The sequence below is a fragment of the Sphingomonas sp. CFBP 13714 genome (assembly GCF_014842205.1).
GTDB classification, from domain to species: domain Bacteria; phylum Pseudomonadota; class Alphaproteobacteria; order Sphingomonadales; family Sphingomonadaceae; genus Sphingomonas; species Sphingomonas aerolata.
The window spans coordinates 108,178-131,037 of sequence record NZ_JACYVG010000008.1 but is presented as its reverse complement, the minus strand read 5'-3'; the positions used below and the strand labels follow the sequence as shown (position 1 = coordinate 131,037).

The 22,860-nt window shown below is 68.1% G+C and carries 24 protein-coding genes; 3 read left to right on the top strand and 21 right to left on the bottom strand.

All coding sequences use genetic code 11. From position 1 onward, the window contains the following. Nucleotides 1-33: 33 nt before the first annotated feature. From IFT54_RS17255 to IFT54_RS17220, 8 genes are all read right to left on the bottom strand, one after another. Nucleotides 34-606: a demethoxyubiquinone hydroxylase family protein gene (locus IFT54_RS17255; RefSeq protein ID WP_042466726.1), complete on the bottom strand. Its 573-nt coding sequence runs from the start codon at nt 604-606 to the stop codon at nt 34-36. Beyond that, nucleotides 603-1,085, bottom strand: coding sequence for a disulfide bond formation protein B (locus tag IFT54_RS17250; protein WP_192071552.1), 483 nt, complete (start codon nt 1,083-1,085; stop codon nt 603-605). The genes IFT54_RS17255 and IFT54_RS17250 overlap by 4 nt, the downstream gene beginning before the upstream one ends. A gap of 20 nt (nt 1,086-1,105) precedes the next feature. Beyond that, nucleotides 1,106-2,440: a S41 family peptidase gene (locus IFT54_RS17245; protein WP_192071506.1), complete on the bottom strand. Its 1,335-nt coding sequence runs from the start codon at nt 2,438-2,440 to the stop codon at nt 1,106-1,108. Between the two features lie 112 nt (nt 2,441-2,552). Then, complete coding sequence (locus IFT54_RS17240; RefSeq protein WP_342354856.1) at nt 2,553-3,740, bottom strand: murein hydrolase activator EnvC family protein; 1,188 nt, start codon at nt 3,738-3,740, stop codon at nt 2,553-2,555. 2 nt (nt 3,741-3,742) lie between these two features. Then, on the bottom strand, nt 3,743-4,165 hold the full coding sequence (locus IFT54_RS17235) for a 23S rRNA (pseudouridine(1915)-N(3))-methyltransferase RlmH (RefSeq protein WP_192071505.1): 423 nt from the start codon (nt 4,163-4,165) through the stop codon (nt 3,743-3,745). Nucleotides 4,166-4,181: 16 nt separating this feature from the next. Beyond that, nucleotides 4,182-4,595, bottom strand: coding sequence for a ribosome silencing factor (gene rsfS, locus IFT54_RS17230; protein ID WP_031395980.1), 414 nt, complete (start codon nt 4,593-4,595; stop codon nt 4,182-4,184). 13 nt (nt 4,596-4,608) lie between these two features. Further along, nucleotides 4,609-5,211, bottom strand: coding sequence for a nicotinate-nucleotide adenylyltransferase (locus IFT54_RS17225; RefSeq protein ID WP_192071504.1), 603 nt, complete (start codon nt 5,209-5,211; stop codon nt 4,609-4,611). A gap of 33 nt (nt 5,212-5,244) precedes the next feature. After that, nucleotides 5,245-6,519: a glutamate-5-semialdehyde dehydrogenase gene (locus IFT54_RS17220; RefSeq protein ID WP_192071503.1), complete on the bottom strand. Its 1,275-nt coding sequence runs from the start codon at nt 6,517-6,519 to the stop codon at nt 5,245-5,247. A gap of 62 nt (nt 6,520-6,581) precedes the next feature. Here IFT54_RS17220 and IFT54_RS17215 point away from each other — a divergent pair, with 62 nt between their 5' ends. Beyond that, complete coding sequence (locus tag IFT54_RS17215; protein ID WP_192071502.1) at nt 6,582-7,667, top strand: DUF3667 domain-containing protein; 1,086 nt, start codon at nt 6,582-6,584, stop codon at nt 7,665-7,667. A 63-nt stretch (nt 7,668-7,730) separates the two neighbouring features. On the opposite strand, the gene IFT54_RS17210 is transcribed toward IFT54_RS17215, so the two are convergent. From IFT54_RS17210 to IFT54_RS17175, 8 genes are all read right to left on the bottom strand, one after another. Further along, nucleotides 7,731-8,108, bottom strand: a complete 378-nt coding sequence (locus IFT54_RS17210) for a hypothetical protein (RefSeq protein ID WP_244649152.1) — start codon at nt 8,106-8,108, stop codon at nt 7,731-7,733. Between the two features lie 64 nt (nt 8,109-8,172). After that, nucleotides 8,173-10,152 (bottom strand): ATP-dependent zinc metalloprotease FtsH, encoded by a 1,980-nt coding sequence (gene ftsH / locus IFT54_RS17205; protein WP_031396187.1) that lies wholly within the window; start codon nt 10,150-10,152, stop codon nt 8,173-8,175. 104 nt (nt 10,153-10,256) lie between these two features. Further along, nucleotides 10,257-11,276, bottom strand: coding sequence for a tRNA lysidine(34) synthetase TilS (gene tilS / locus IFT54_RS17200; protein ID WP_192071501.1), 1,020 nt, complete (start codon nt 11,274-11,276; stop codon nt 10,257-10,259). 31 nt (nt 11,277-11,307) lie between these two features. Further along, nucleotides 11,308-12,225 carry a tetratricopeptide repeat protein gene (locus IFT54_RS17195; RefSeq protein ID WP_192071500.1) on the bottom strand — a complete coding sequence of 306 codons (918 nt, stop codon included), beginning with the start codon at nt 12,223-12,225 and terminating at the stop codon, nt 11,308-11,310. A 68-nt stretch (nt 12,226-12,293) separates the two neighbouring features. After that, nucleotides 12,294-13,163 carry a helix-turn-helix domain-containing protein gene (locus IFT54_RS17190; RefSeq protein WP_192071499.1) on the bottom strand — a complete coding sequence of 290 codons (870 nt, stop codon included), beginning with the start codon at nt 13,161-13,163 and terminating at the stop codon, nt 12,294-12,296. Between the two features lie 102 nt (nt 13,164-13,265). Beyond that, on the bottom strand, nt 13,266-15,539 hold the full coding sequence (gene ptsP / locus IFT54_RS17185) for a phosphoenolpyruvate--protein phosphotransferase (protein ID WP_192071498.1): 2,274 nt from the start codon (nt 15,537-15,539) through the stop codon (nt 13,266-13,268). A 94-nt stretch (nt 15,540-15,633) separates the two neighbouring features. Further along, complete coding sequence (gene ruvB / locus IFT54_RS17180; protein WP_031440317.1) at nt 15,634-16,659, bottom strand: Holliday junction branch migration DNA helicase RuvB; 1,026 nt, start codon at nt 16,657-16,659, stop codon at nt 15,634-15,636. A gap of 76 nt (nt 16,660-16,735) precedes the next feature. Beyond that, a complete protein-coding gene (locus IFT54_RS17175; protein WP_192071497.1) occupies nt 16,736-17,797 on the bottom strand; it encodes an SDR family oxidoreductase in 1,062 nt (353 codons plus the stop codon). 117 nt (nt 17,798-17,914) lie between these two features. Between IFT54_RS17175 and IFT54_RS17170 the strand changes: the two genes are divergently transcribed. Beyond that, nucleotides 17,915-18,337 carry a winged helix-turn-helix transcriptional regulator gene (locus tag IFT54_RS17170; RefSeq protein WP_192071496.1) on the top strand — a complete coding sequence of 141 codons (423 nt, stop codon included), beginning with the start codon at nt 17,915-17,917 and terminating at the stop codon, nt 18,335-18,337. Between the two features lie 2 nt (nt 18,338-18,339). On the opposite strand, the gene ruvA is transcribed toward IFT54_RS17170, so the two are convergent. From ruvA to IFT54_RS17150, 4 genes are all read right to left on the bottom strand, one after another. Further along, nucleotides 18,340-18,939: a Holliday junction branch migration protein RuvA gene (ruvA, locus tag IFT54_RS17165; RefSeq protein WP_031440320.1), complete on the bottom strand. Its 600-nt coding sequence runs from the start codon at nt 18,937-18,939 to the stop codon at nt 18,340-18,342. Continuing rightward, nucleotides 18,936-19,442, bottom strand: coding sequence for a crossover junction endodeoxyribonuclease RuvC (ruvC, locus tag IFT54_RS17160; protein ID WP_031395213.1), 507 nt, complete (start codon nt 19,440-19,442; stop codon nt 18,936-18,938). Before ruvC ends, ruvA begins: the two co-directional genes overlap by 4 nt. A gap of 206 nt (nt 19,443-19,648) precedes the next feature. Then, the gene (locus IFT54_RS17155; protein WP_031395214.1) at nt 19,649-20,392 is read right to left on the bottom strand and encodes a YebC/PmpR family DNA-binding transcriptional regulator; all 744 of its coding nucleotides are present in this window, start codon (nt 20,390-20,392) and stop codon (nt 19,649-19,651) included. A 28-nt stretch (nt 20,393-20,420) separates the two neighbouring features. Further along, entirely contained in the window at nt 20,421-20,963 is a 543-nt protein-coding gene (locus IFT54_RS17150) for a DUF1003 domain-containing protein (RefSeq protein WP_107931587.1), read from the bottom strand. Nucleotides 20,964-21,076: 113 nt separating this feature from the next. On the opposite strand from IFT54_RS17150, the gene IFT54_RS17145 reads away from it, so the two are divergent. After that, nucleotides 21,077-22,540 carry an ATP-binding protein gene (locus IFT54_RS17145; RefSeq protein ID WP_107045068.1) on the top strand — a complete coding sequence of 488 codons (1,464 nt, stop codon included), beginning with the start codon at nt 21,077-21,079 and terminating at the stop codon, nt 22,538-22,540. Here IFT54_RS17145 and IFT54_RS17140 read toward each other — a convergent pair whose 3' ends face one another. Further along, nucleotides 22,541-22,786, bottom strand: coding sequence for a DUF1294 domain-containing protein (locus IFT54_RS17140; RefSeq protein ID WP_342354855.1), 246 nt, complete (start codon nt 22,784-22,786; stop codon nt 22,541-22,543). It abuts the gene before it with no gap. Between the last annotated feature and the right edge of the window lie 74 nt (nt 22,787-22,860).

Sequence of the window (22,860 nt, the reverse complement as noted above, 5' to 3'; positions counted from 1 at the left end):
CACGCGTTTCAGTCCCAACGGCCGGCGCCGCGGTCAGATCCGCTTTGCGGTCGCGATCGCGACCTTGCACCCCAGCCGGATCAGCGCGCTCATCACCGGATAGCCGGGGGTTTCCTCCGCGCCGGCAGCGATCGCGGTCGCCTTGTGCTCCAGCTCCTCGGCCTGGAAATCGAGAATCGCGGCGCTCAGTTCGGGATCGCTGTCGCCCAGCGCGACGAGTTGCTCGGCATAATGCTTGTCGATCTCGGTCTCGACCGCCGCGGTGCAGGCCATCGCGGCACGCGGGCTGATCGCGGCCGTGACCGCGCCAAGCGCGAAGCCCGCGACCTTCCAGATCGGCTGCAGCACGGTCGGCCGCACACGCCGCTCGACAATCATCCGGTCGAAGAACGCGCGGTGGCGTTCCTCCTGCTGCGCCATGTGATGGATCAGGCGCGACGACGGATGCCGGTCGCCCAGCACCGCGAGCTGCCCTGCATAGATGCGGATCGCGCCATATTCGCCGGCCTGGTCGACGCGGACCATCGCCTCGCTCGGATGCTTGCGATCGCCCGGCTTCCAGCCGGTGCCGCGCGGGACGGTCGGGATCGGGGTCGCGGTGGTCATCGTGTCTTCCTCATCAGCACGAAGATGGTAATCGCGCCGCCCAGGGAAAAGATCGCATTGAACCCCGCGAGCGAAATCCCCGCCAGCGTCCACTGCGGGGCATCACAGCGCACCATCGGCGCGTTCATGATCGCGGCGAGCCGTTCGGCCGGCGTCGTGCCCGCCATCGACACCGTCGTGGTGCAGGCGGTGATGCCGTTCCACCAGTGATATTCGACCCCGGCATGGAACAGCCCGATCGCGCCGCTGATCCCGATCAGCAACGCCGCGACGAGCACCAGCGAGGCGCGCAGCGAGCGCTGCGGCACCACGAACGTCGCCGCCGCGAGCAACACCGCCGAATAATGCGGCCAGCGCTGCCAATGGCACATCTCGCATGGATAGAGCCCGCCAAGATATTGCGACCCGAGCGCCCCCAGCAACAGCAGCAGCGGCAGCACGAGCGCGATCGACCGGGCGATCTCCTCGTTCTTGGTCATCCCCAGCCCGCGGCGTACGCTCACTTGACGGGTGCCTTGGTCGCGGCGGCGACCTGCGCGGCGCCACCGAGCCGGGCGACCGTCTTCAGCGCATAATAGAGCTGGAAGTCCTCGACCCCCTGCTTCTTCAGCGACTCTGGCGTCGCCGAGAAGCGCGGATCGTCCTTGGTATCTTCCTCGAGCACCGCATTGTCGGCCTTGACCTCGTTGATCAAGTGACGACGCAGATCGGCCTCGCGGAACACCGGGCGCGCCTTGTGATCGGGATCGCTGATCTGCGGCACGCGGATATCGGGTTCGATTCCGCCCTCCTGAACCGACCGGCCCGACGGCGTGAAGTAGCGCGCGGTCGTCAGGCGCAACGCGGTCTCGGGGCCGAGCTGGAGCACGGTCTGGACCGATCCCTTGCCGAAGGTGCGTTCGCCCATGATCAGCGCGCGGTGATGGTCCTGCAGCGCGCCGGCGACGATCTCGGAGGCCGATGCGGTCCCTGGATCGGTCAGCACGACGACCGGCAGGCCATGCGCGTCGTCGCCGGGCTTGGCGTAGTAGCGCTCGATATCCGTCTTCTCGCGGCCGCGCTGCGACACGATCTCGCCATGATCCAGGAACGCGTCGCTGACCGCGATCGCCTGGGTCAGCAGCCCCCCGCCATTCTGGCGCAGATCGACGACATAGCCGAGCGGACGATGCCCCAGCGACTTATCGATCGCCATGATCGCCGCGCGCGTGTCCGCGCCGGTATTCTCGCTGAAGGTGTTGATGTTGATATAACCGACATCGCCGCGCACCTCCCACTTCACCGGCTTCTGGACGATGATCTCGCGCAGCATCGACACGTCGAGCGGCTTGTCGCGGCCCGGCCGGACGAGCCCGAGCGTGATCTTGCTGCCGGGCTTGCCGCGCATCTGTGCGACCGCCTCGTCGAGCGAATCGCCGTAGATCAGCTTGCCATTGATATGCGTGATGTAATCGCCCGACTTGACGCCCGCGCGCGCGGCGGGCGAGTCTTCCTGCGGGGTGACGACCTTGATCGCGCCGTCCTCCATCTGCACCGTCAGGCCGAGGCCGCCATAATTGCCCTCGGTCATGATCCGCAAATTCTCGTAATCCAGCGCATCGACATAGCTCGAATGCGGGTCGAGGCTTGCGAGCATCCCCTGGATCGCGCCCTTGATCAGCGTCTTGTCATCGACCTTGTCGACATATTCCGCCTTCACGCGGTTGAAGACGTCGAGAAACTGGTCGAACTCGCGATACGTGTCGGTGTCGACCGCCGCCATCGCCGAGGTGGCCAGCGGCACGAGGGTCAGCGCGCCGAGGATGGCGGTAGCGGTAAGGATCGGACGTGGCATCTAAGGTCCTGAAACCGGGGGAAGGCACAGCGTAGCGGTATAGTGCGCGCGGAGCAAAGCCGCGACGGTCTTCGCGGTCCGGCGAATGGACGCCGGACCGGTTCTCGGTTGATTAGCCGATCAATGCGGCCGCGTCGACGGGTCGCCCGCGCCGCCGAAGCTCGACGGTGATCAGGGGATCCTCGCCCCCCGGCGCGGTCCCGATCCGCGATCCGGCGGCGACGTGGACGCCCGGTTTCACCCCGGTGTCGGCAAGCCCGGTCAACAGCGTCGTCCAGCCATCACCGTGATCGAGGATCACGATCCGGCCATAACCGCGAAACGCCCGGGCGTAACGGACGATGCCCGCCGCCGGCGCCACCACGCGCGCGTCCGGCGCGACCGCGAAGGTCAGCCCGCGCGATCGCACGCCCACATCGGACACCGCGTCGAAGCCGGTGACGAGCCGACCGCGTACGGGCAGGCGATAGGCGCCGCGGACACGGGCGGCGGGGATGCTGCCGGGGGCAAGCGGGCGCGGCACCGGCCCCGCCAGCGCCGCCAGGTCGATCGCGGTCGCCTCCGCACTGCCCGACTCGGCGAGGCTGTCGACCAGGTCGCGCGCGCGTTCGCCCAGCGCGATGGCGCGATCGGATTCGCCGATCGCGCCGCGCCCCAGGGCCTGGCTGCGACGGCGATGCGTCGCTTCGAGTTTGGCGAGCGCGACGCGCTGTGCCTCGAGCCGGATCCGTCCGTCACGCAGCGCGCGTGCCGCCTGCGCTGCGCCCGTCTGCAGGCGCCGGGTCCGCCGGAGCGCGGTGCGCACCGCGTCCGCCCGCAGCCGGACCGCAGGCAGGGCGGTGCCCAGAACCGCACGGACATGGACGAGATCGTCGACCGATCCGGGCTGCGCGACCGCGACGATCGTCGGCCGCCGCGCCAGCGATTGCAGCGCCGCCAGCAACCGCGCGATCGGCGACTGGACGACGCCCAGGGCCGCGCGCTGTTCGGTGAGCAGTTGTTCGAGGATGGCGAGGCGGATTCGCGCGGCGGCGATATCGGCGCGGGTCGCGTCGATCCTTGCGGCCATCGCGCGCGCCTCGGCCTTGGCGCGTTCGGCGGCGTCACGCTCCTGCGACGCGGCGGCGGCCAGACGCTCGGCGCGTATCGCCGCGATCCGCGCGCCGCGCCTTGCCTCGATCAGTCGCTGCTGCGGTGTCGCCGCCGCACTCGCGCGCGGGGTGGCGGCAAGACCAAGGGCGACCGCTGCGAACAGCAACAGCACCGCCGATGACAGGCGCGATGACGCGGTGATCCGCACGATCAGCCTTCGCGGTGATACGGGTGGTTGGCCAGGATGCTCGTCGCGCGGAAAAGCTGTTCGGCGAGCATCGCCCGCGCAAGCAGATGCGGCCAGGTCGCGCGGCCGAAGGAGACCAGCAGGTCGGCCTCGTCGCGCGCGGCATCGTCGAAGCCGTCGGCCGCACCGATCATGAACCGCGCCTCGCGCACGCCGTCGTCGCGCCACCGCTCGAGCACGCGTGCGAACGCCATCGACGACAGCACGTCGCCCTTTTCATCGAGCAGGATCCGCCGGGTCTGGTCGCTGACCGGGGGAATCCGTCCCCCGGTGTCGGGAAGCTCGGACACCTTGGTCGGCCAGGCGATCCGCTTCAGATAGCGATCGACGAGTTCGGCTTCGGGCGATCGCCCGATCCGGCCGCGGGCGACGATATGCAGCAGCATCGCCCGCGCACCCGGGTCAGTCTTGGTCGGACAGGTCGGCGAACGGAGCAGTCGGCGGCGTCGGCGCATCGCCGAACGCCCACATCCGCTCCAGATTGTAGAAGCTGCGGACTTCGGGGCGAAACAGGTGGACGATGATGTCGGTGGCGTCGATCAGGACCCAGTCCGCGGTCGGCAGCCCCTCGATCTTCACCGGACGCTTGAACTCGGCCTTGATACGCTCGGCCAGCTTCTGTGCCATCGAGGCGACCTGGCGGGTCGAACGGCCGCTGGCGATCACCATGTAATCGGCGATGCTCGTCTTGCCCGCGAGCGGGATCGAGATGGTCTCGACCGCCTGGTCGTCGTCGAGCGACGCGAGGATCAGGCGATGCAGCGCCTCAACCTCTTCGGGGTCGGTCGCGCGAGGGGCAGTAGGGGAAGTGGCCAAGTCAGCTCCTGGGTCAGGTTACCGGCCCGGCAACATGCTGGAACCAGTCGGGATTTTCGGCGCGCAGGCCGGTTGCGGAGGTCGGGTCGGGTCGGAAGCGCAACAGCACAAGGGCCGGCAATCTCCACGTCGTCCAGCTCTTCGCATGGTCTGTGCGCCGTTGGAAGCGCCGCAGCCAACCCATCGCGGGGGCCGCGAGGGCGCGCCCGTCATATCCCGGCCGAGCGATTACCGCAATCGGAACCTCGCGGGCGATCGCGCGCCAGTTCTTCCACCGGTGGAAGTCGGCGAGATTGTCCGCGCCCATCAGCCAGATGAAGTGGATCTTCTGATGGCGCCGCCTGAGCTTGCGGATCGTGTCGAGCGTGTAGCGGGTGTGGAGCCGGGTCTCGATATCGGTGGCGCGGATCGGGGCGCGCCGCGCCATCCGCCGCGCAGAGGCGAGCCGCGCCGCCAGCGGCGCCATGTCGCGCGCCGCCTCTTTCAGCGGATTGCCCGGCGAGACGAGCCACCACGCCTCGTCGAGCGCGAGCGCCTCGATCGCCGACAGCGTGATCGCGCGGTGCCCCCGGTGTGCCGGGTTGAACGATCCGCCGAGAATACCGACGCGGGTCATGGAGTCACGCGCGACGCCGATCGGCCCGACACCTCAACCGCGCACCTGCCCCGTGCCGCGCCCGATCCACTTGTAGGTCGTCAGCCCCTCCAGTGCGACGGGCCCGCGCGCGTGGAGCCGCCCGGTGGCGATGCCGATCTCCGCGCCCAGCCCGAATTCGCCGCCATCGGCAAACTGGGTCGAGGCGTTCCACAGCACGATCGCGCTGTCGACCTGCGCGAGAAACCGCTCGGCGACGTCCGCATCCGCCGCGACGATCGCATCGGTATGGTGCGACCCGTGCCGCGCGATATGCGCGACCGCGCCGTCCAGCCCGTCGACGATCGCGACCGAAGCGATCGCGTCGAGATATTCGGTATCCCAGTCCGCCGCGTCCGCCGCCGCGATTTCCGGCACGAGCGCGATCGCAGCCGCATCGCCCCGCACGACACAGCCTGTATCGGCCAGATGGCGGATCAACGACGCCGCGCCATCATAGCCGCGGTCGATCAGCAGCGTCTCCATCGCGCCGCAAATGCCGGTCCGGCGCATCTTCGCATCGACCACCACCGCCGCCGCCATCGCGGGATCGGCGGATGCATCGACATAGACATGATTGATCCCGTCAAGATGCGCGAGCACCGGCACGCGCGCCTCGGCCTGGACGCGCGCGACCAGGCTCTTGCCGCCGCGCGGGATGATCAGGTCGATCGCGCCGTCCGCCTTGAGCATCGCGCCGACCGCCGCGCGGTCGGTGGTCGGGACCAGCTGCACCGCGTCCGCGGGGACCCCGCCCGCGGCCAAGCCCTCGATCAACGCGGCGTGAATCGCGCGATTGCTCGCCACGGCTTCCGATCCGCCGCGCAGGATCGCGGCATTGCCTGCCATCACGCACAACGCGGCAGCGTCGGCGGTCACGTTGGGCCGGCTTTCATAGATGATCCCGATCACGCCGATCGGTACGCGGACCCGGCTGAGGACGAGGCCATTGGGACGTGCGCGCGAATCCATGATCTGGCCGACCGGATCGGCGAGCGCGGCAACCGCGGCGACGCCGTCCGCCATCGCCGCGATCCGCCCGGGATCGAGCCGCAACCGATCGAGTAGCGCCCCCGACAGCCCCGAGGCGGTCGCCCGCGCCATATCCTCGCGGTTCGCCGCCTCGATCGTCGCCGCCGCGTTGCGCAGCGCCGCCGCCGCAGACACCAGGCCTGCGGCCTTGCGCGGAGTCGGCAGCGCCGCGAGAACGCCTGATGCGACACGCGCGCGCGCGCCCATGTCGGCGATCAGGGTTTCAGGGTGCGTCTCGGCGTCGGGAAGGTCGGTCATGCCATCCGACTATCACGCCAAACCGACTCGCGCCAACGCCCGGGCTGCGTTACGCTTGCGTTATGAACGGGGACATGGGGGCAACGGCGGACATCGCCACGGGGGCATTGGTCGGACGCGCGTTCGAACCATGTGCTGGCGAATCGACCGCAATCGGCAGGACGCATGCACCGGGCGCGCTCTGTCTCAATTGCGGCACCGCGCTGATCGGCGCGCACTGCCATGCCTGCGGTCAGGCCGCGCATGTCCACCGGTCACTCGGCGCGATCGGGCATGAGATTGCGCATGGCGTGTTTCATTTCGAGGGCAAGATCTGGCGCACGCTGCCGCTGCTCGTCCTGCATCCCGGCACACTTACCCGGCGCTACGTCAACGGCGAGCGCGCGCGGTTCGTCTCGCCGCTCGCGCTGTTCCTGTTCACCGTCTTCCTGATGTTCGCAACGATCGGTGTGGTCGGTGGCGAGATAACCGAGCAGATCGCCGCCCCCACTTTGCGCGACCGCGCCGAACTCGCACGCGGGCTGGACGAGGCCCGTGGCGACCTTGCCCGCGTCGAGCGTGCGCGCGCGGTCGCGGTGCGCGCGGGGCAATCGACCGCCGATCTCGATACGCAGGCACTCGTCCTGCGCGGCAGCATCCGCGCGCTGACGAGCGCAAGCGGCACGACCAGACGCGACACGGACAACTTTACCTTCACCGACGTGAAGAAGACCGGCTGGCCACTGCTCGACCACGGCATCGCCAAGGCGAACGCCAATCCCGGGCTGATGATCTACAAGCTCCAGTCGAGCGCGTATAAATATAGCTGGGGGCTGATCCCGCTCTCGGTGCCGTTCATGGCGCTGTTGTTCCTGTGGCGCCGCAAGCACCATCTCTACGATCACGCGATCTTCGTGACCTATTCGCTGGCGTTCATGATGCTGCTGGTGATCGCGCTGATGCTTGGCGGGCTGGCGGGGCTGGCGAGCGGGTGGATCGTGATGGCGGCGCTGCTCGTCCCGCCCGTCCACATGTTCGCGCAGCTCCGCGGCGCCTATGCGCTCGGCAAGGTTTCGGCCGGCTGGCGCACCGTCGCGCTGCTCACCTTCGCGTTCACTGTGCTAATTGCGTTTGTGGTGCTGATCCTGCTGCACGGCCTGACGGAGTAGATGGCCGCCAGCGGTTGCTTCGCTTCGCCTCGACGAGCCCCTCCCCGCGTCCGGCTCACCCGCTCACCGACACGGGTATAAGTTTGCCAGCACGCGCGCATAGCCGTCCTTCAACGGCCGCTTCTGATAACTCGCCGGCAAATCCGACAGGCCGTCGAGCATGTCCATGATTCCCACCGACTCCCCCTCGGGGACGCAGGCGATCGGCGGCTTGCCCGCCGCCGCACGTGCCGCCCGCTCGGCCTTCAGCTGCGTCGTCGCGGCCTTCGCCTCCGCCTTCAATGCCGGGAAGTCGGGCGACATCAGCGCCATCGGCCCCTGGTCGCGGAGCGCATTGGCGCGGGCGAGAAACGTCCCCACGGTCATCGCCGCAGACGCAGGCATCGCCATCCCGCCCGCCAGCATCGCGGCAATCACGGCCTTGGGAAGCACATACGACATGGGCAGCCTTTCCGAAGAAAAGACCGCCCATGGAGGCATTTAGCTGACTAGCCGCTGAACCGGATCAGGCGCCTAGCGGGGTCGGCGTTCCGAACGGCCCATTGGGTCGCCGGGTCTTGGGGATCGACGTCCCCGCCTTTGGTACGAGGCTCGCCTTCGCACCTGGATCCGGCCGGTCGAGATCTTCGCCAGCGATCAGCTGCTTGATCTCATCACCCGTCAGCGTCTCATATTCGAGCAGCGCGCCCGCGACCGTATGGAGCTGGTCGACATGATCGCTCAGCACCTGCTTGGCGCGGTCGAGACCGCCTTCGACGATCCGCTTGATCTCGTCGTCGATCAGCTGCGCCGTCTGGTTCGACATGCGCGACGGACGGCTCGACGAGTAACCAAGGAACGATTCACCCTCGGGCTCGCCATATTCGAGCGGGCCGACCTTGTCCGACATGCCCCAGCGCGTGACCATGTCGCGTGCCAGACCCGTGGCGTACTGGATGTCGCCGCTCGCGCCCGACGAGACCTTGTCGTAGCCGAAGATGACCTCCTCGGCGACACGACCACCCATCGACACCGCGAGGTTCGCGTACATCTTGTCGCGGTGATAGCTGTAGCTGTCACGCTCGGGCAGACGCATGACCATGCCCAGCGCACGACCGCGCGGGATGATGGTCGCCTTGTGGATCGGATCCGAGGCAGCCTCGTGCATCGCGACGACGGCATGGCCGGCCTCGTGATACGCGGTCATCCGCTTCTCGTCATCGGTCATGACCATGGAGCGACGCTCCGCGCCCATCATGACCTTGTCCTTGGCCTCCTCGAACTCGGCCATCGCCACCAGGCGCTTGCCCTTGCGCGCCGCATGCAGCGCCGCTTCGTTGACGAGGTTGGCGAGATCGGCACCCGAGAAGCCCGGCGTACCACGCGCAATGACGCGGGCGTCGACGTCGGGTGCCAGCGGCACCTTTTTCATGTGCACTTCGAGGATCTTGATCCGACCCTCGATATCCGGGCGGGGCACGACGACCTGGCGATCGAAGCGGCCCGGACGCAGCAGTGCGGGATCGAGTACGTCGGGACGATTGGTCGCGGCAATGATGATGATGCCTTCGTTCGCCTCGAAGCCGTCCATCTCGACCAGCAACTGGTTCAGCGTCTGCTCGCGCTCGTCATTGCCATTGCCGAGACCGGCGCCACGATGGCGACCGACCGCATCGATCTCGTCGATGAAGACGATGCACGGCGCGGACTTCTTGGCCTGCTCGAACATGTCGCGCACGCGGCTCGCGCCGACGCCGACGAACATCTCGACAAAATCAGAACCCGAGATCGTGAAGAACGGCACACCAGCCTCGCCGGCGATCGCGCGGGCGAGCAGCGTCTTGCCAGTACCGGGCGAGCCGACTAGCAATGCGCCCTTGGGGATCTTGCCGCCGAGGCGGGCGAACTTGGTCGGGTCCTTCAGGAACTCGACGATCTCCTCAAGCTCCTCACGCGCTTCATCGATGCCCGCGACGTCGGCAAACGTGACCTTGCCTTCCTTCTGCGTCAGCATCTTCGCGCGGCTCTTGCCGAAGCCCATCGCGCCCGACCCGGAATTCTTCTGCATCTGCTTCAAGACGAAGAACGCGATGCCGAGGAACAGCAGGAACGGCAGCGACTGATACAGCAGCAACGCCAGCATCGACGGCCCTTCCTCGGGCTTCGCGCTGATGGCCACGCCCTTTTCGCGCAGCTTTGGAACCAGCGTCGCGTCCTGGATCGGATAGGCCTTGAACTTCTCGCCGCTCGACAACGTACCCGAGATGATGTCGCGCGAGATGTTCACGTCCTTGACGGTGCCCTCGTCGACCTTGTCGAGGAACGCCGAATAGGCGATCGTGTTGCCGCTCGAGGTCGCGGTGCGGCCGTCGAACATGGTCACGAACAGCGCCAGCGCGACGAGAATGCCGACCCATATGAGCAGGCTCTTCATCCACGGGCTGCCATTTTCGGGGCCCTGTGGCTTGTTGCCGCGGTTGTCCCCTCGATTGTCATTGTCGTTCATGGGTGCCGGATACCTTTCGAACCTACAAGATAAGCGCGCGCAGGTTAATGGCAATGGAACAAGCCGCGACTTGGCAGCAATCAATGTGTCCGCGCGGGACGAATCTACACCGAGCGACGCGGCGGCGCGGGACGGAAGCGCCAGACACCCGCGCGGGGCGATGCGATCACCCCCGCCTGAGTCGCGCGCTTGCCCGCGATCAGCGCATCGAGCAGCCGTTCGATATTGACCGCCGAGCTCCAGTCGCCCTCGATCGTGGCGGCCGCGTCCTGCCCGCCACCGTCGCGTGCGGCCTCCGTCACCGCGTCGCGCACTACGCCGATCGCGCGCCGGACCATCCGGCGCAACAGCTCGCGCGGCACGTCGCCGACGGTCAGCCGGACCTCGCCCGCCGTGACTTTCGCACGGTCGGCCCAGAGCCATTCGACCGCAGCGCGGACATCGGCATCCGCCTCCGCCAGTGCCGCAGCCGCGCGCGCCAGATTGGGCGTGCCGAGCCATTCGTTCGCGCCGAGCAGCCGACGAAACCGCGTGCGGTCATGCCGATCGTCGTGGTTGGATGGATCGTCGAAAAACGGCACCTCGGCGCGGCGGACGATCGCGCGAAGCTCCGCCCGGCGCCAGTCGAGCAACGGCCGGATGACGGGGATGCCCGCGACCTCGGTCCGGGCGCGCACGCCTGCCAGCCCCGCCAGTCCCGACCCGCGCGCGGCGCGCATTAGGAACGTCTCGGCCTGGTCGTCGGCGTGGTGCGCGGTGAGCACGCATCCCGCACCGATCGCGCGCGCATGGTCCGCGAGCAACGCATAGCGGACGGTGCGCGCCTGCGCCTGGATGCTGGCCCCGGTGATCGGCTCGGTTGGCGCCAGCGTCGCGTGGCGAATGCCGAACGTCGCGCAATGCGCCGCCACCATCGCCGATTCGCCCGCGGCTTCGGGGCGCAGACGATGATCGACGCTGGCCACGGTGAAACCGGTCCCGAGCGATTCCTGCGCGAGCGTCAGCATCGCCATGCTGTCGGGTCCGCCCGACACCGCCAGCACGGGCGATGTCAGCCCCGCGCCAAGCCTTGCGACCTCCGCTGCAAAACGCTGGGCCTCCTCGGTGAGGACAGGATCGCTCATCCTGCCGGCCACCCCACGCCGCGATGCACGCTTACTTGCATTTGGCGGCGGCGCGTCCGGCAGCGACCTTGGCGGTCATGTCGCGTGAGAGCTTGGCGCCATAGACGTCGTTGAGCTCGTCATACACCTTGCACGCATCGGCGGACTTGTTCAGCTTGGTCAGCGACTGGCCGAGATAATAGAGGCTTTCGGACGCCCGCTCACCATCGGGCATCTTCTTATAATTGTCGTAGAACGCCATCGACGCAAGGCTCGGCTTGCCCTCGTCGAGATAGGCGCGGCCAAGCAGATTCTGTGCATAGCTCGCGCGCCGGTCCTTCGGATAGGTCGCGACCACCTTCTTCAGCTGCGTCTGTGCTTCAGAATAGTTCTTCGCCGCCCACAGCCGATAGCCGTAGAGATACTCGTCCTCGGCCGGATTGCCGGTCGACGGCTTCTCGACCGCGTTTGCTGGCCGCGCGGCGGCGTTGGTTCCCGAGGGCCGCGCCGGCGGCCCGGCGTCTTCGTCCGGACCACCCGTGCCCTCGACGGCCGATCCGGCTGCACCGGGCGCGCTGTTCGTCCGGGCGGCCTCGATCAGCTTCATCCGGTCATCAGTCGCACGCCGATACGCGTCGAACTGCTCCTGCAACTGGCGGATCTTGTACTCGGTCTGCTCGACCTGCCCGGTCATCGACGCGATCTGCTGTTCGAGCGAGGTCACGCGCTGCGCCAGATCGGCGACCGCGCTGGTGGCGGGCGTGCCGGGACCGGGACCTGCGGTCGTCTGCGGCCCCGTCACCTCGGGCTGCAGCAGCTGCCCGGCCCCGCCCGGGAACACCTTGCGCTGAACCGCGCGCATCTCGCTCTCGAGCTTGCCGACACGACCTTCGACGTTCGACTGCGCGGATGCCGCGACGGGCAGCGATGCACCGGCAAGCAGGATGCCGACGATGATGGATTTATGCATGGGCTATACCCCCCGGGGCACTGGATAAGACGAGCGATATAGCTGCAACATCATTCCTGTCGCCAGCCTTAAGGCGTTCCCGATGCATTGCCCGGCGCCCCTTCGGCAGCGGCATCGCCACCGCTCGCGGCAGGCACACCGTTGAGCCGTGCGGCAATCGCCGGGGCGCCGACGCGGACGTCCTTGATCGCGCGTTCGCCGGTTCCCAGCGGCGGCACGTTCGAGCCGTTGAGCGTGACCGTCAGCTTGTCCGGGCGCCCGACATTGATCATCGGATCCTTCGCGTCGCGCGGCACGTCGAACCGGTCGCCGGCCTTCATCGTGCCCAGATACAGCGTCTTGTTGTCGGCATCATAGACGCGCATCCACACCTCGTCGGTCGCGGCCAGCGTGACCTGCCCGGTCTCCAGCGCCGGCGCCGCGGGCGCCGCTGCGGGGGAGGCCGGCGTCGGGCTGGGCACTTCGGCGACCGTCGCCACCGATCCCGCCGCAGACCCGGACGTGGTCGCGCCGCCACGGAACAGGTCGGTCCCGTACCAGATGCCGACCAGGATCAGCACGGCCAGCGCGATGCCGAGCGCGATCACCGCCACGCCGCGCGAGGGTACGCGCGACGGATCGGACATTTCATAGGGTTCGTATTCGGGCGTGCGGCGCACGATCTTGCCGAGCTCGGCACGCACGAGATTGGCCACCCGCACCTCGTCCGCGCCGACTGCGCGGGCATAGGCCTTGGCGAACCCGACCGCATAGGTCGACGACGGCAAAGTCGCGTAATCAGACGCCTCGATCGCCTCGAGATGCCGCAGCGGCACGCGCGTCCGGCCCCCGACATCGGCGATCGTCAGCCCCTGTGCCTCGCGCGTTGCACGCAGGATATCGCCTGCCCGTTCGGGCGAGGCGGGCGGAGGGATCTGCCCGGTTGCGACGTCGTCCATTCTTGTCTCCGATTATGGGCTGTAGCGCGCGCCCATCAAGGCGGGTCATGTTCCAGAGCCAATAACCCATGTCAACGCGAAGGCCCTAGCGAAACCCGCGCGTCAGGCGAGCTCGACGCCGTTTTCCGTCGCCCAGTCGGTCAGCACGGCACGCATGTCGCGCGGTGGATCGGCGAGCAGGGCCGTCATCTTCGCGGTAATCGCCGCCAGATCGAGCGAGCGCGCCATCGCCTTGATTGGCCCGACCGCCGCCGGGGTGATCGACAGCCGGTCGATCCCGATCCCCGCCAGCGCCATCGCCTCGAGCGGCCGCCCGCCCATCTCGCCGCACACGCCGAGATCGACACCGGCGGCACGCGCGGGCTCGACGAGCCGGGCAAGGAACCGCAGGATCGACGGGCTCAGCCAGTCATAGCGCTCGGCGAGCTTGGGATTGGCGCGGTCGGCGGCAAACAGGAACTGTGTCAGGTCGTTGGTGCCGACCGACAGGAACTGGATCTTGGGCAGCAGGATGTCGAGCATCTCGGCAAGCGCTGGCACCTCGAGCATCGCGCCGTAGCGGATCGTCGTCGGCAGCTTGCGCCCGCGCCCCGCCAGCCAGCTTCGCTGCGCCTCGAACAGCGCCTTGGCCTCGTCGAATTCCCAGGGTTCGCTGACCATCGGGAACATCACGTTAAGCGTGCGCCCCGCCGCCGCCTCCAATAGCGCGCGCGCCTGCACCTTCATCAGCCCGTCGCGCTCGAGCCCCAGCCGCAGCGCGCGCCAGCCCATCGCCGGATTTTCCTCATCCGCGGCGGCCTTGTTGAGATAGGGCAGCGCCTTGTCGCCGCCGATATCGACGGTACGGAAGATCACCGGCCGATCGCCCGCCACCTCCAGTACCTCGCGGTACAGCCGCTGCTGGCGCTCGCGCTGCGGCAGCGTCGCGGATACGAGAAACTGGAATTCGGTCCTGAACAGGCCGATCCCGTCCGCGCCGGTGATGTCGAGCGCGGCCGCATCGTCGCGCAGCCCGGCATTGACCATCAGCGTCAGCCGGTGGCCATCCTTCGTGATCGGCGGCACGTCGCGCAGCGCCGCAAACGCCGCCCTGCGCTTCTGCCGCAGCGCAAGCCGTGCCTCGAACGCCTCCTCCATCGCCGCGGAGGGCCGCGCGAACACATTGGCGTCGGCACTGTCGAGCAGCAGCAGGTCGCCCTCGGCGATCAGCCGCCGGACGTCGCGGACACGGCCGAGCACCGGCACGCCCATCGCCCGCGCGACGATCGTGACATGCGCGGTGAGCGACCCTTCCTCAAGGATTACCCCCTTCAACCGGCGCTTGTCATATTCGAGCAATTCGGCCGGCCCCAGATTACGCGCGATCAGGATCGTGTCCTGCCTGAGCCCCATCTGCGCCGCGGTACCCATCTGGCCCGACACGATCCGCAGCAGGCGGTTCGCCAGATCCTCCAGATCGTGCATCCGGTCGGCGAGCAGCGGATCGTCGATCTGCCGCATCCGCTGGCGGGTGCGCTGCTGGACGCGCTCGATCGCCGCCTCGGCGGTCAGCCCGGAATCGATCGCCTCGTTGATCCGCCGTGCCCAGCCCTCGTCATAGGCGAACATCTTGTAGGTCTCGAGAACCTCCTCATGCTCGCCGCCGACGCCGAACTCGGCCTCGCGCGTCATCCGCTCGATGCCTTCGCGCATCTTGTCGAACGCGGCATAGACCCGGTGCCGCTCGGCATCGGTGTCCTCGGCGACCGTATGCTCGATATGGATGCGCGGCTGGTGGAACACGGCAAAGCCCGCGCCCATCCCGTCGACCAGCTTCTGCCCCGGGATCCGCATCGCCGCGGTCGATTGCGGGCGATCCGACCCGCCGCCCGCAGTGTCGATCAGCCCGGCATTGGCGATCAGCTCGCTCAGCACCATCGCGACGGTCTGCAGCGCCTCGATCTCGACGTCCTGATATTTCCGCATTTCGGCATGCTGCACCGCAAGAACGCCGACTGCGCGTTCGCGCCGGATGATCGGTACCCCGGCAAAGCTGTGATAGCGCTCCTCGCCGGTCTCGGGCTTGTAGGCGAAATCGGGATGGCTCGCCGCCTCGTCGAGATTGAGCACCTCGACCTGCTGCGCGATCGTGCCGACCAGCCCCTCGCCCAGCGCCAGCTTGGTGACATGCACCGCCTCCTGTGCAAGGCCGCGCGTCGCGAACAGCTCGAGCACGCCCTCGCGCAGGAGGTAGATCGAACAGACCTCGCTATCGATCGCCGCGGCGATGATGCCGACGACCGAATTGAGCTTGGCTTGCGCGGTCGTGCGCGCGGCCATCACGTCGTGAAGGCTGGTGAGGATCTCGCGGGCGGAGGCGGCGGCCGAAACGGGCATGGGGAGGAGCTACCAGATCAAGCGCTTGGGTGCCACGCAACAAAAGTATTCTTCTGCGCAAGCCCGGTCTATCGTCATTGCTGCGTGCCCTGCCTCAAACGTCGAACAACCCGTCCTGGCTCCCGACCGGCGGATTGAGGCCCAGATGCTTCCACCCGCCCGCATTCATGCACCGCCCGCGCGCGGTCCGCGCGACGAGGCCGAGCTGGATCAGATAGGGCTCGATCACCTCTTCGATGGTGTCGCGCGGTTCGCTGAGGCCCGCTGCCAGCGTCTCGACCCCGACCGGCCCGCCGCGATAGATGTCGGCGATCATCATCAGATAGCGCCGGTCCATCGCATCGAGCCCCAGCGCATCGACCTCGAGCCGGTTGAGCGCGGCGTCGGCGGTGCGCGCATCGACGATCTCGGCGCCCGCGACATCGGCAAAGTCGCGAACCCGGCGGAGCAGCCGCCCAGCGATGCGCGGCGTGCCGCGTGCGCGCCGCGCCACCTCCATCGCCCCGTCCTTCGAAATCGCGAGGCCCAGCAGCCCGGCCGCGCGTGTCACCACCCGCTCGAGCTCGTCGACGGTATAGAATTGCAGCCGCACCGGAATGCCGAAGCGATCGCGCAGCGGCGTCGTCAGCAGCCCCTGCCGCGTCGTCGCGCCGACCAAAGTAAAGCGCGGCAGGTCGATCCGCACGCTGCGTGCCGAGGGTCCCTCGCCGATCATCAGATCGAGCGCGCGGTCCTCCATCGCCGGATACAGCACCTCCTCGACCGCGGGCTGCAACCGGTGGATCTCGTCGATGAACAGCACGTCGCCATCCTCGAGATTGGTCAGCAGCGCGGCGAGGTCGCCCGACTTGGCGATCACCGGGCCCGAAGTGGCGCGGAACCCCACCCCCATCTCTCGCGCGACGATCTGCGCGAGCGTGGTCTTGCCGAGTCCCGGCGGCCCGAAGAACAGCACATGGTCGAGCGCATCGCCGCGCGCCTTGGCCGCCTGGATGAAGATCCGCAGATTCTCGCGCGCGGCCTTCTGCCCGACGAATTCGTCGAGATTCTTGGGGCGCAGCGCCGCATCCACGTCCTCGGGGCGGCGGGCTGGCGTGAGCAGGCGTTCGGCATCGGTCATCAAGCCCGTTCCCTACCCGTTCACGCCCGCCCCTGTCACCCCGTCGCGCGCGTCCCGCCCGACCGGCCTACCAGATTCACGGGATCAGCCGGTCCGCGCGGAGCTGCGCGAACAGGTCGAAGAACGCATCGTCGGTCGGCTGGTAGCGCGTAAAGCCCATCCGCCGGCTCTTGCCCATGTCGGTAACGACCTCGATCGGCCGACCAAGATCGGCGTCGGTGTGCCACGGCGAGGCGAGGCGCGTGAGGTCGGCCTCGACCAGCCCCTCGCGCTCGGCGATCCGCTGCCACACGACCGCGTCATCGGCCATCTGCTCCTCGAGTGGGACGATCGTGCCGTCGAACGGCGCCGCCTCGATCCCGAACCATTCGGCGATCCGCGACCACATCCAGCTCCAGCGGAACACGTCGCCATTGACGATGTTAAAGTCCTGGTTCGCCGCCTCGGGCGTCGTCGTCGCCCAGACGAGCTGCGCCGCGAGCTGCCGCGCGTCGGTCATGTCGGTCAGCCCGTTCCACTGCGCCGCCGATCCCGGAAAGCGGAATGGCCGCCCGGTCTCGCGGCACAGGGTCGCATAGGCCGCCAGCGTCGTCCCCATGTTCATCGCATTGCCGACCGCCTTGCCGATCACCGTATGCGGACGGTGCACGCTCCAGCTGAAGCCGTCGCGCTCGGCCGCCGCGAACACTTCGTCCTCCTGCGCATAATAGAAATTCTCGACCTCGAGCCGGCCCTGTTCCTCGCGGAACGGCGTCTGCGGCAGCACGCCCTTACCATACGCCTCGAACGGCCCGAGATAATGCTTCAGGCCCGTCACCAGCGCGACATGCCGCACCGACTTCGCGGGACGCAGGCCGTCGAGCAGGTTGCGGACCATCGCGCCGTTGACGCGGATATTCTCCGCCTCGGTCGCCTGGCGCGACCAGGTCGAGATGAACACCGCGTCGGGCGCAAGATCCTTCAGCGCGGCGGCGGTGCCTGCCGCGTCGGTCAGGTCGGCAGCGACCGGGTGCACGCCGGGCTGGTCGGACGGGCGCCGCGCGAGGCCATGGACCGTCCATCCCTGTTCGATCAGCAGCGCCGCCGTCGCGCTGCCGACAATACCGCTCGTGCCAACCACCAATGCCGTCCGGGCCATCGTCATTCTCCGTTTCACTTGAACGCAGTAGCTAGGCATCGCCCGCGACGCGTTCTAGACGGCACCATTCGGGGCCCCGGGCACCTTTCGGGACCCAGCGACGTTCAGGGACCCAGCATGACAACCACGCCCCCCGATCACGATCCCGCCCCCGTGACCGACGACTGGCGCGAGGACTGCGCGCCGCGCCGCGTCCTCGACCTGTTCGCGACCAAATGGACCAGCATGGTGCTCCACACGCTCGACGCGCGGCACGAGGGCGGCGCGCGCACCGGCGTCCTCCACCGCAGCTTGCCCGGCATCTCGAAGAAGATGCTGACGCAGACGCTGCGCGACATGGAAGGCAGCGGGCTGATCCTGCGCGATGTGCTCGCGACGATGCCGCCCGCGGTCGAATATAGTCTGACGCCGCTCGGCAGGCGGTTCGTCGAGCCGGTCAATCTGCTCTACGACTGGGGCCGCACCAATGCCGATGCGCTCGACGCGTTCGGCCCCGGCCCCGCGCCCCGCCGGTCCGCGAAACGGCCGAAGACCGACTGAGACTAGGGCTTCGACGCCTTGCGCAGCGCCAGCCGGACGAGCGCGTCGAGCGTCGCGCCCGGCCCCAGTTCCTCGTCCGCCGCCGCCACCGCGACGCTCGCCTCGGCAGGCCGGAACCCCAGGTTGAGCATCGCCGACACCGCATCCGCCGACGCCCCTGGCGCCGCATTGACCACCGCGGGCCCGAGCCCGAGCGCGATCCCGCCGACCTTGTCCTTCAATTCCATGACGATGCGCTGGGCGAGCTTCGGCCCGACGCCGTTCGCGCGCGCGACCATCGCCTTGTCGCCGCTGGCGATCGCGCGCGACAGGTCGACGGGTTCGAGCGCGGACAAGATCGCGAGCGCAACCCGCGCGCCGACGCCCTGCACCGCGGTCAGCAACCGGAACCAGTCGCGCTCGTCCGCGCTCGAAAACCCGACGAGCCGCTGGAAATCCTCGCCGACCAGCAATTCGGTGAAGACGGTGCAGGCCTCGCCGATCGGCCCGAGGGCCGACAGCGTACGCGCCGATGCGCCGACCAGATAGCCGACGCCGCCGACATCGATCACCGCATGGTCGATCCCGGTCGAATCGAGCCGGCCCTTCAGATGGACGATCATGCGCCTACTCCCGTGCGTCGCGACAGCGCCGCCGCGCTTGCGACATGATGCGCGTGCGTGATCGCCACCGCCAGCGCGTCGGCGGCATCGGGGCCGGCAAGCTTCGCACCGGGCAGCAAGACCGCCATCATCGCCTGGATCTGTTTCTTGTCCGCGCCGCCGGTGCCGACGACGCCTTTCTTAACGGTCGAGGGGTGATATTCGCCGATGTGCAGCCCCGCCCCCGCCGCTGCGAGCAGCACCACCCCGCGCGCCTGCCCCAGCTTCAGCGTCGACTGCGCATTGGTGTTGCCGAGCACTTCCTCGACCGCAGCGCCATCCGGCCGCTCGGCGCGGATCACGTCAAGCAATGCGGAGTAGAGCGCCGTCAGCCGCCGCGGCAACGCCATCGAGGGATCAGTCCTGATCTGGCCATTGGCGATATGGCTCAGCCGGTTACCGTCCGCACGGATGACACCCCAGCCCGTGGTGCCTAGGCCGGGGTCGAGTCCTAGAATAATCATAGGTAAGAAGGTGAATTCACGCGGAGACGCGGAGACGCGGAGGGGGTGCGCATTTTACGGCCGTCGCGCGTCAGCGCGACCTTCACGCCGTCGGGCTGACCGATCGGCGATAGGCCGCTGACGCGGAAGACGAACCCGCGCAGGGCATCTCTCCGCGCCTCCGCGTCTCCGCGTGAAAACACCTTCTTCATCTCAACCCCAACGAATCAACCCAGCGTCTCCATGATCTCGTCCGAGATCTCGTAATTGCCCCACACCGTCTGCACGTCGTCGTCATCGTCGAGCGCGTCGATCAGCTTGAACAACGTCGCCGCATCGTCCGCGTCGACCGCGACCATGGTCTGCGGCCGCCAAGCGAGCTTCGCGCCCTCGGCCTCGCCGAGCTTCGCCTCGAGCGCCTTGGCGACTTCGTGCAGATCGCCCTGCGCGGTCCAGACCTCGTGCCCGTCCTCGCTCGACGTGACGTCCTCGGCGCCCGCCTCAAGTGCGGCCTCGAACACCGTGTCGGCATCGCCCGCGCTGGCGGGATAGGAGATCAGCCCGACGCGGTCGAACGCATGGCTGACCGAACCGCCGGCGCCCAGGTTGCCGCCATTCTTGCCGACCGCGACGCGCACGTTGGTTGCGGTACGGTTGCGGTTGTCGGTCAACGCCTCGATGATCAGCGACACGCCGCCCGGGCCGAAGCCCTCATAGCGGATCTCTTCGTAATTCTCGGCATCGCCGCGGCTCGCCTTGTCGATCGAGCGCTGGATGTTCTCCTTGGGAAGCGACGCCGCCTTGGCCGCATTCACCGCCGCGCGCAGGCGCGGGTTCATGTCGACATCGGGCAGGCCCATCTTGGCCGCAACCGTGATTTCCCGGCTGAGCTTGCTGAACGCCGACGAGCGCTTCTTGTCCTGCGCACCCTTGCGATGCATGATGTTCTTATATTTGGAATGGCCTGCCATCTGTGCCTCTATAGCTGATGCGCCGCTCTTAGGCTCCGGCACCCGATTTCGCCAGAGCATCGATTTTTCCCTCAATCGCGTCGAGCCGCGCGAGCACCAGATGGTCGATCTTGTGATGCACGCGCAAAATGTCGAGCTCGGCGCGCAGATTGGTCTCGTAATCGAGGCTCGCGGCGAGCCGGTCCTTCGCCGATTGCCGGTTCTGGCTCATCATGATGATCGGCGCCTGGATCGCCGCGACCGTCGACAGCAGCAGGTTGAGGAAGATGTAGGGATAGGGATCGAACGCCGCGTTGAAATGCGTGAGGATGTCCGAATTGAGGATCATCCAGCCGAGCAGCACCGCCGTGAACGCGATGATGAACCCCCACGACCCACCGACCGCCGCAACCCGGTCCGAGAGCCGCTCGCCGAACGTCGCGCGTTCATCGGCGAGGTCGGCGGCATCGCGGCTGACCGTGGTCCCCGCCTCGATCCCCGCGAGCACGCGGCGCTGCTCGTCGTTGAGCTCGCCGGGGGGCTTGCCGAGCAGGCGGTGCGAGAGATCGTCGAGCGGAGAGGATGTAGCCATGGCGAAAGGCGTAACCGCGATTGCGGATTAAGCCAGCGCGCAAAACCGCGCTTGCGACGAGACCCGCGAAAGACTCCTTGCCCCGATGCGCCCGCACCTGCCAAACGCGCGGCATGACGGTTAGCGTGAATATGGGCACCGACGGCAATGGTACGGCCGTCGGCGTCGACCTGGAGGAACTTCTCGCCACGCGCCTGCTGGTGCAGGGCAATTCGGGATCGGGAAAATCGCATCTGCTGCGCCGCCTGCTCGAACGGTCGGCGGGGCATGTCCAGCAGATCGTGATCGATCCGGAGGGCGATTTCGTGACGCTCGCGGGCCCGCACGGCCATGTCGTGATCGAGGCGGGCGATTATAGCGAACGCGAGATCGCGCGCATCGCCACCCGCCTGCGCGAACACCGGACGTCCGCGGTGCTCAGCCTCGAGGGACTCGAGGTCGAAGGGCAGATGCGCTGTGCCGCATCGTTCCTCTCCGCGCTGTTCGATGCGCCGCGCGAGCATTGGTATCCGGTGCTCGTGGTCGTCGACGAGGCGCAGATGTTCGCGCCCGTCACCGGCGGCGAAGTGTCCGAAGAGGTCCGCCGCGCCTCGCTCGCGGCGATGACCAACCTGATGTGCCGCGGCCGCAAGCGTGGTCTCGCCGGCGTGATCGCGACTCAGCGTCTGGCGAAGCTCGCGAAGAACGTCGCGGCGGAGGCGTCGAACTTCCTGATGGGCCGCACCTTCCTCGACATCGACATGGCACGCGCCGCCGATCTACTCGGCATGGAGCGGCGTCAGGCGGAGGCGATCCGCGACCTCCAGCGCGGCACCTTCATGGCGCTCGGCCCCGCGGTCTCGCGCCGCCCCATCACCGTGAAGATCGGCGACGTCGCGACCTCGGCACGCAGCGGCAGCCCAAAGCTGACCCCGCTCCCCAGCGCCGCGCCGATGGACCTGCAGGACCTGCTGTCCGAGCCCGTGGTCGACGCCCCCGAACTCGGCCTGCTCTTCGATTCGCGGCCGCGGCGCGTTCCGGCCGAGGAACTGCTCGACGGTATCGCCCGCCCACCCGAGCCGCGCACCGCCGCGCCCCCGCCGCCCGAGAAGACCGATGACGAGGTCGAGGCGGTCTATGCCGACGTGTTCCGCGCGATCGTCGAGGATCCCGAATCGACGCTGCGCCCGCCCTCGGTGCTGTTCCAGGATTTCCAGGTGCGATGCCGGATGGGCGGCCTCGCCAAGCCCCCGCTCGATCTGCCGGGCTTCGTCCGCCGGCTGAGCTGCGCACGCGCCGGCATCTTCGACATGACCGACGAGGCGTGGACCGCCGCGCTCGACGTCGCGAGCGGGCTGCCCGACGACATGCTCGGCGCCTTCCTGCTGGTCGCCCGCGCCGCGCGTGAGGGCGAACCCTGCCCCTCAGACGCGCGCATCGCCGCGACCTACGGCACCAGCTCGCTCGGCCGGGTGAAGCGCCTGATCGGCTATATCGAAAGCCGCAACCTGATCGTCTGCCGCACAGACCTGGCGGGCAAGCGCTCGATCACGATCCCGGGACTCGGCTGGACGACGCTGCCGGCAGAGGCGGCTTAACTAGAACGCGAAAGCGAAGACCAGTCCGGCGACCACGCCAATCTGCACGATCGCGATCATCTGCAGCCGGCCGACGAACGGCTGCTTGCGGGTCTTGTGGCGAAATCGGCGGCGTGCCCAGAAGGCGCCGGGGCTGCCACCGAGCGCTGCGAACCAGAGCAAACGGGATTCGGGGATGCGCCATGCGCCACCCAGCGATCGGCGCTTGTCCAGCGCGAACGCGGCGACCGTGACCGCGTTGATCACCAGAAACAGAAATGACGCCGCAGCGATCGGGACAGGCATGGCTCACCGGTACCGCGTCGACGTTGACGCGGCGT

Bases quoted from the DNA above. Each gene is read 5' to 3' on its own strand.
- IFT54_RS17255 (WP_042466726.1), bottom strand. From the start codon at position 606: ATGACCACCGCGACCCCGATCCCGACCGTCCCGCGCGGCACCGGCTGG.
- IFT54_RS17250 (WP_192071552.1), bottom strand. From the start codon at position 1,085: ATGACCAAGAACGAGGAGATCGCCCGGTCGATCGCGCTCGTGCTGCCG.
- IFT54_RS17245 (WP_192071506.1), bottom strand. From the start codon at position 2,440: ATGCCACGTCCGATCCTTACCGCTACCGCCATCCTCGGCGCGCTGACC.
- IFT54_RS17235 (WP_192071505.1), bottom strand. From the start codon at position 4,165: ATGCTGCTGCATATCGTCGCCCGCGGCCGGATCGGGCGATCGCCCGAA.
- IFT54_RS17225 (WP_192071504.1), bottom strand. From the start codon at position 5,211: ATGACCCGCGTCGGTATTCTCGGCGGATCGTTCAACCCGGCACACCGG.
- IFT54_RS17220 (WP_192071503.1), bottom strand. From the start codon at position 6,519: ATGACCGACCTTCCCGACGCCGAGACGCACCCTGAAACCCTGATCGCC.
- IFT54_RS17215 (WP_192071502.1), top strand. From the start codon at position 6,582: ATGAACGGGGACATGGGGGCAACGGCGGACATCGCCACGGGGGCATTG.
- IFT54_RS17210 (WP_244649152.1), bottom strand. From the start codon at position 8,108: ATGTCGTATGTGCTTCCCAAGGCCGTGATTGCCGCGATGCTGGCGGGC.
- ftsH (WP_031396187.1), bottom strand. From the start codon at position 10,152: ATGAACGACAATGACAATCGAGGGGACAACCGCGGCAACAAGCCACAG.
- tilS (WP_192071501.1), bottom strand. From the start codon at position 11,276: ATGAGCGATCCTGTCCTCACCGAGGAGGCCCAGCGTTTTGCAGCGGAG.
- IFT54_RS17195 (WP_192071500.1), bottom strand. From the start codon at position 12,225: ATGCATAAATCCATCATCGTCGGCATCCTGCTTGCCGGTGCATCGCTG.
- IFT54_RS17190 (WP_192071499.1), bottom strand. From the start codon at position 13,163: ATGGACGACGTCGCAACCGGGCAGATCCCTCCGCCCGCCTCGCCCGAA.
- ptsP (WP_192071498.1), bottom strand. From the start codon at position 15,539: ATGCCCGTTTCGGCCGCCGCCTCCGCCCGCGAGATCCTCACCAGCCTT.
- ruvB (WP_031440317.1), bottom strand. From the start codon at position 16,659: ATGACCGATGCCGAACGCCTGCTCACGCCAGCCCGCCGCCCCGAGGAC.
- IFT54_RS17175 (WP_192071497.1), bottom strand. From the start codon at position 17,797: ATGGCCCGGACGGCATTGGTGGTTGGCACGAGCGGTATTGTCGGCAGC.
- IFT54_RS17170 (WP_192071496.1), top strand. From the start codon at position 17,915: ATGACAACCACGCCCCCCGATCACGATCCCGCCCCCGTGACCGACGAC.
- ruvA (WP_031440320.1), bottom strand. From the start codon at position 18,939: ATGATCGTCCATCTGAAGGGCCGGCTCGATTCGACCGGGATCGACCAT.
- ruvC (WP_031395213.1), bottom strand. From the start codon at position 19,442: ATGATTATTCTAGGACTCGACCCCGGCCTAGGCACCACGGGCTGGGGT.
- IFT54_RS17155 (WP_031395214.1), bottom strand. From the start codon at position 20,392: ATGGCAGGCCATTCCAAATATAAGAACATCATGCATCGCAAGGGTGCG.
- IFT54_RS17150 (WP_107931587.1), bottom strand. From the start codon at position 20,963: ATGGCTACATCCTCTCCGCTCGACGATCTCTCGCACCGCCTGCTCGGC.
- IFT54_RS17145 (WP_107045068.1), top strand. From the start codon at position 21,077: ATGACGGTTAGCGTGAATATGGGCACCGACGGCAATGGTACGGCCGTC.